The sequence below is a fragment of the Escherichia sp. R1 genome, from assembly GCF_003000935.1.
In the GTDB taxonomy this organism is placed as follows: Bacteria; Pseudomonadota; Gammaproteobacteria; order Enterobacterales; family Enterobacteriaceae; genus Escherichia; species Escherichia coli.
This window is the reverse complement of sequence record NZ_PSRU01000048.1, coordinates 1-5992: the sequence shown is the minus strand read 5'-3', so window position 1 is coordinate 5992 and position 5992 is coordinate 1. Positions and strand designations below refer to the sequence as shown.

Below are 5992 nucleotides of genomic sequence, written 5' to 3'. Positions count from 1 at the left end.
ATGGCCCTGGTACGAGCGCTGAACAAAATGACGAAAGCAGGTATGCCTGAAAGCGTGCGTATTGCCTGAAAACACAACCCGCTACGGGGGAGACTTACCCGAAATCTGATTTATTCAACAAAGCCCATTTCCGCAGCACCGTTTGCAGTGTAAGTATTGCCACTTCTTACAAATCCGGTAACATATGCTTTTAATTCGTCGCAAAATGCAAATTGGATATTGTAGCATCGGTTTCCCAGTTTCTTAGGATTATATCCTTTTGACGCACCTTCTTGATGACCTTCTACGTTAATTACACTACTATCAATATCAATCGTAATGGATGTCAATTTACTTTTAGTGAGCAGTTTTTTAAAGACTTTAAAATTAATGTCTCTAAACATTTGGGTTGTCTTGAAGTTGAAGTTTCCTAGAAACCGTGACACTGTTTCAGGTTCTTTTACGGAAATATCAAACTCGTTGACGAGGGGATCATTTTGAAGTAGCTTTAGACGTTCTAACTTATCAATGCCAATGAAGTGACCGCAGAGCATGGTCTTTATATGATTCATCTTGATTTTATTTGTTGAGTCATTATCAAATACGAGGTCATTTTCAATAAAATCAAAAATCCCATTGCTTTTTGCATTCTCAAGGAGCAGAAAAAGACCTGCATTTGATGTTAGATTCTTAGCTTTGAAATCAATTTTATTAATCATAATTAGAACCCCTTTTTACTACTTTTCTTACTATTATTTTACCATATATCGAGTCATAAAAGCTGATAATTTAACATATTTTTGAGCACTTTTCTTTCACCCAATGGGTGAAAGCTGAATTTCGAAGGAATGCATATTTATCAAGGCTTTGATTATGCTTTTTGAAGTACTGACGTAGAATCTAGGTGTTAGCCACTTTAATGTCAGGAAGCTTAAGCTCTGTTAGTGTTTTGGCTATTCTCTCTCCTCTTGGAAGACTGGTTGAAAGAGCCAGGAATATTTCCAATAACCCATTAAGTCAATCCCTCTACACTGGGCGCACCGATGAGTTTGGCCAAATAGAGTTTGCTTTACGAATGATGCAAGCTGAAACAGGCGCCATAGTAGGTCGCATAGGTGATGCATCAAATCGGCTTAGCGAACACACCCGAGGCCTACTAAAGGATATTGAGTCAAGCAATGTACTTACAGTTGAGCAGCAGGCAGAGACAGATCAAATAGCAACGGCAGTAAACCAAATGGTGGCAAGCATTCAAGAGGTTGCGAGCAATGCACAGCATGCTGCAGATGCGGCCGGAAGAGCAGACACTGAGACGGCATCTGGCCAGCGTCTGGTAGCCCACACAAGCCAGTCAATCACTGCCCTTGAAGGTGAAATTAGGCAAGCCACTCAGGTTATTCATGAGCTTGAAGGTCAAAGTAACGAGATATCAAAAGTTCTTGACGTTATACGAGGGATCGCCGAGCAAACGAATTTGTTGGCACTCAACGCAGCAATTGAGGCCGCGCGTGCTGGTGAGCAGGGGCGTGGTTTTGCTGTTGTCGCCGATGAGGTTCGCAGTCTTGCTGCTCGCACACAGCAATCGACAACGGATATTCAAAGCATGATCAGCGCTCTACAAGAGCGAGCGCAATCCGCTGTTACAGTCATGGAGCAAAGTAGTCGGCAAGCGCACACGAGTGTAGCTCACGCAGAGGAAGCAGCTACAGCTCTTGATGGAATTGGCCAACGCGTTAACGAAATTACCGACATGAACGCGCAAATAGCGACTGCGGTCGAGCAGCAGGGAGCAGTAAGTGAAGACATAAACCGCAGTATTATCAATATACGCGATGCTGCTGATACCAATGTACAGACCGGGCAGAATAATTTGCAAAGTGCGAAATCTGTCGCTCAGTTAACTAGCGCTCTGAGCGAACTGGCAAAACAGTTTTGGGAAAAACGAGGATAACGCTTTTCAGTATCTCGACAGGGATAACTTACTTTACCATCGGTTATCCCTTTTAGCCGCACAAATTTTAGCCATGGCTTTTCAGGAAGTCAGGGCTATCAGAATGGCCTTAGAAAGCCTAGTCAAAGAGCTGTCACGAGAACACCGTTAGCTTAGCGTACGATTTTTTCCGAATTCTGCGGTTCCCCCTCTAAGAGCGGCGCAATACGTCTGATCTCATCGGCCGGCGATACAGGCCTCGCGTCCGGATGGCTGGCGGCCGGTCCGACATCCACGACGTCTGATCCGACTCGCAGCATTTCGATCGCCGCGGTGACAGCGCCGGCGGGGTCTAGCCGCCGGCTCTCATCGAAGAAGGAGTCCTCGGTGAGATTCAGAATGCCGAACACCGTCACCATGGCGTCGGCCTCCGCAGCGACTTCCACGATGGGGATCGGGCGAGCAAAAAGGCAGCAATTATGAGCCCCATACCTACAAAGCCCCACGCATCAAGCTTTTGCCCATGAAGCAACCAGGCAATGGCTGTAATTATGACGACGCCGAGTCCCGACCAGACTGCATAAGCAACACCGACAGGGATGGATTTCAGAACCAGAGAAAGAAAATAAAATGCGATGCCATAACCGATTATGACAACGGCGGAAGGGGCAAGCTTAGTAAAGCCCTCGCTAGATTTTAATGCGGATGTTGCGATTACTTCGCCAACTATTGCGATAACAAGAAAAAGCCAGCCTTTCATGATATATCTCCCAATTTGTGTAGGGCTTATTATGCACGCTTAAAAATAATAAAAGCAGACTTGACCTGATAGTTTGGCTGTGAGCAATTATGTGCTTAGTGCATCTAACGCCTGAGCTCAGCCGACCGAAACCGCGTAGCGGTTTTGGGTCGGCTGCAGCGATTTGTTGGGCGATAGCTTGCCACATTCTCTCAACGATTGGGATTTGACGTACTTTCCGCACTTTGTAGCGCGACCACATCATGCTCCCCCTGGCCGCGAGAGCCCTCCGCTCGGGAAACACAAGACAGACCGAGCACGACTGTTGCAAGGGTCAAACAGTACACGACAACCGGCCAAGCCGTGTTGCGCGGCAACAGCGAAATGATCAACGTTCCGATGCTTCCTAGCAGTACACCGCCCAAGCAGAAGTAGACTGCCGTGACCGTTCCAGCAACATGGTCGAATCCTCGAAGAGCGCCATTGGGCGCCACAGATACCGCTGTGGCGACACCAATACCCACTAGCCACATTGGAGAAATAAAGCCTAACACGGACTGCGAAGCCCATATTTCGGTGATGGCAAGCAATACTGCTCCAGCTATCAGGCATCCCATTCCCATTCGCAAGACGCTTGGGCTGCCCCACTTGGGTATTACACGCCCCATAAAACGAGCTGTAAACACCATGGCAATTGCCACTGTGGCGAACAGCAGGCTGAAGCCAAGCTGAGACACACCTTGCCTGCCCATCATTAGTCCGGGCGCAATGGAGAAAAAGACGAAGAAGCTACCCATTCCAGCGGCGTAACACAACGTGTACAACCAGAAGTTCAGGCACTTAACGGGGAGTAGCAGCTGCGACCATTGCAAGCCCGCAACTCGTTGCACCCGGGTTTCAGGCCAGAATCGCCACGCTGCTGCAGATGCAGCGATCATGCCCAAACCTAGAAACGCAAAGATAGCCCGCCACCCAAGCCACATGTCGACGAGCGCTCCGAGCAATGGGCCTACCGCCGGGACCATGGCCAGCATGGATCCGAGTATGCCGTAAATGACATTACTTTCCTCGCGACCTGCGTAAATGTCACGTACTGTTGCAAACGTGGAAACAAGGCACGCCGAGGCACCACAAGCCTGAAGAATCCGAAGCCCCAGAAAGACTTCAGCCGATGACGTAAGAGCGAGGCCCATTGACGCCACAACCTAGGCGAGGCCACCTCCCAGTAGAACGGGGCGGCGCCCCAGTCGGTCCGATAGCGGTCCAAACAAGAGCTGACCGGCACCAATCATGACCAAGTACGTTGTCAGCGTAAGCTGAATTGTGCTCGCTGTCGTACCAAGCGCGTTTGGCATAAACGGCACTGCCGGCAAGTACATGTCCATGCCGAGTGATGCCAATAAATCGAACGGTGATAACAACAACACCGTGGCGGCAAGGGAGTACCGCCAACTAAAATTTTTTGAGCGCACGAAACCATCTCCTTGAACAAAGGATTTGGCGGCGCTCCCGTAGAGCAAAAGGATTCTTGAGAACGCCGCAACAACCGAAAAATGAAGGTTGCTGCGGCTTACTTGTCTGCGTTCTTGGAAATGCTCATCTGCCGACTATCTCATGATTGAATTTGAATCGTAACAACTTTCAAGCAACTCTGCGAGGAGCCTTATTGTGCGCCCAACGTTTGACATGAGGGGCGGCCAAGGGCGCCAGCCCTTGGACGTCCCCCTCGATGGAAGGGTTAGGCATCACTGCGTGTTCGCTCGAATGCCTGGCGTGTTTGAACCATGTACACGGCTGGACCATCTGGGGTGGTTACGGTACCTTGCCTCTCAAACCCCGCTTTCTCGTAGCATCGGATCGCTCGCAAGTTGCTCGGCGACGGGTCCGTTTGGATCTTGGTGACCTCGGGATCATTGAACAGCAACTCAACCAGAGCTCGAACCAGCTTGGTTCCCAAGCCTTTGCCCAGTTGTGATGCATTCGCCAGTAACTGGTCTATTCCGCGTACTCCTGGATCGGTTTCTTCTTCCCACCATCCGTCCCCGCTTCCAAGAGCAACGTACGACTGGGCATACCCAATCGGCTCTCCATTCAGCATTGCAATGTATGGAGTGACGGACTCTTGCGCTAAAACGCTTGGCAAGTACTGTTCCTGTACGTCAGCAAGTGTCGGGCGTGCTTCTTCTCCGCCCCACCACTCGACGATATGAGATCGATTTAGCCACTCATAGAGCATCGCAAGGTCATGCTCAGTCATGAGGCGCAGTGTGACGGAATCGTTGCTGTTGGTCACGATGCTGTACTTTGTGATGCCTAACTTTGTTTTAGGGCGACTGCCCTGCTGCGTAACATCGTTGCTGCTGCGTAACATCGTTGCTGCTCCATAACATCAAACATCGACCCACGGCGTAACGCGCTTGCTGCTTGGATGCCCGAGGCATAGACTGTACAAAAAAACAGTCATAACAAGCCATGAAAACCGCCACTGCGCCGTTACCACCGCTGCGTTCGGTCAAGGTTCTGGACCAGTTGCGTGAGCGCATACGCTACTTGCATTACAGTTTACGAACCGAACAGGCTTATGTCCACTGGGTTCGTGCCTTCATCCGTTTCCACGGTGTGCGTCACCCGGCAACCTTGGGCAGCAGCGAAGTCGAGGCATTTCTGTCCTGGCTGGCGAACGAGCGCAAGGTTTCGGTCTCCACGCATCGTCAGGCATTGGCGGCCTTGCTGTTCTTCTACGGCAAGGTGCTGTGCACGGATCTGCCCTGGCTTCAGGAGATCGGAAGACCTCGGCCGTCGCGGCGCTTGCCGGTGGTGCTGACCCCGGATGAAGTGGTTCGCATCCTCGGTTTTCTGGAAGGCGAGCATCGTTTGTTCGCCCAGCTTCTGTATGGAACGGGCATGCGGATCAGTGAGGGTTTGCAACTGCGGGTCAAGGATCTGGATTTCGATCACGGCACGATCATCGTGCGGGAGGGCAAGGGCTCCAAGGATCGGGCCTTGATGTTACCCGAGAGCTTGGCACCCAGCCTGCGCGAGCAGCTGTCGCGTGCACGGGCATGGTGGCTGAAGGACCAGGCCGAGGGCCGCAGCGGCGTTGCGCTTCCCGACGCCCTTGAGCGGAAGTATCCGCGCGCCGGGCATTCCTGGCTGTGGTTCTGGGTTTTTGCGCAGCACACGCATTCGACCGATCCACGGAGCGGTGTCGTGCGTCGGCACTGTTGCAAATAGTCGGTGGTGATAAACTTATCATCCCCTTTTGCTGATGGAGCTGCACATGAACCCATTCAAAGGCCGGCATTTTCAGCGTGACATCATTCTGTGGGCCGTACGCTGGTACT

3 protein-coding genes and 4 pseudogenes are annotated in these 5992 nt (G+C 51.0%); 2 read left to right on the top strand and 5 right to left on the bottom strand.

What is annotated here, in order from left to right; all coding sequences use genetic code 11:
- Window positions 1-125: 125 nt before the first annotated feature.
- Window positions 126-698: pseudogene (locus C4F37_RS26555) on the bottom strand (IS1380-like element ISEcp1 family transposase); the annotation flags it as partial.
- Window positions 699-883: 185 nt separating this feature from the next.
- Between C4F37_RS26555 and C4F37_RS26545 the strand changes: the two are divergent.
- Window positions 884-1930: pseudogene (locus C4F37_RS26545) on the top strand (methyl-accepting chemotaxis protein); the annotation flags it as partial.
- A gap of 152 nt (window positions 1931-2082) precedes the next feature.
- Here C4F37_RS26545 and C4F37_RS26540 read toward each other — a convergent pair.
- From C4F37_RS26540 to C4F37_RS26520, 4 genes and pseudogenes are all read right to left on the bottom strand, one after another.
- On the bottom strand, window positions 2083-2328 hold the full coding sequence (locus C4F37_RS26540) for a dihydropteroate synthase (RefSeq protein ID WP_059339632.1): 246 nt from the start codon (window positions 2326-2328) through the stop codon (window positions 2083-2085).
- Window positions 2322-2669 carry a quaternary ammonium compound efflux SMR transporter QacE delta 1 gene (locus C4F37_RS26535; protein WP_000679427.1) on the bottom strand — a complete coding sequence of 116 codons (348 nt, stop codon included), beginning with the start codon at window positions 2667-2669 and terminating at the stop codon, window positions 2322-2324. Before C4F37_RS26535 ends, C4F37_RS26540 begins: the two co-directional genes overlap by 7 nt.
- A gap of 191 nt (window positions 2670-2860) precedes the next feature.
- Window positions 2861-4120, bottom strand: a pseudogene (locus C4F37_RS26525) (CmlA family chloramphenicol efflux MFS transporter).
- A gap of 266 nt (window positions 4121-4386) precedes the next feature.
- Window positions 4387-4941, bottom strand: a complete 555-nt coding sequence (locus tag C4F37_RS26520; RefSeq protein WP_032488579.1) for an aminoglycoside N-acetyltransferase AAC(6')-Ib3 — start codon at window positions 4939-4941, stop codon at window positions 4387-4389.
- Window positions 4942-5120: 179 nt separating this feature from the next.
- Here C4F37_RS26520 and intI1 point away from each other — a divergent pair.
- Window positions 5121-5870 (top strand): annotated as a pseudogene (gene intI1 / locus C4F37_RS26515) (class 1 integron integrase IntI1); the annotation flags it as partial.
- Between the last annotated feature and the right edge of the window lie 122 nt (window positions 5871-5992).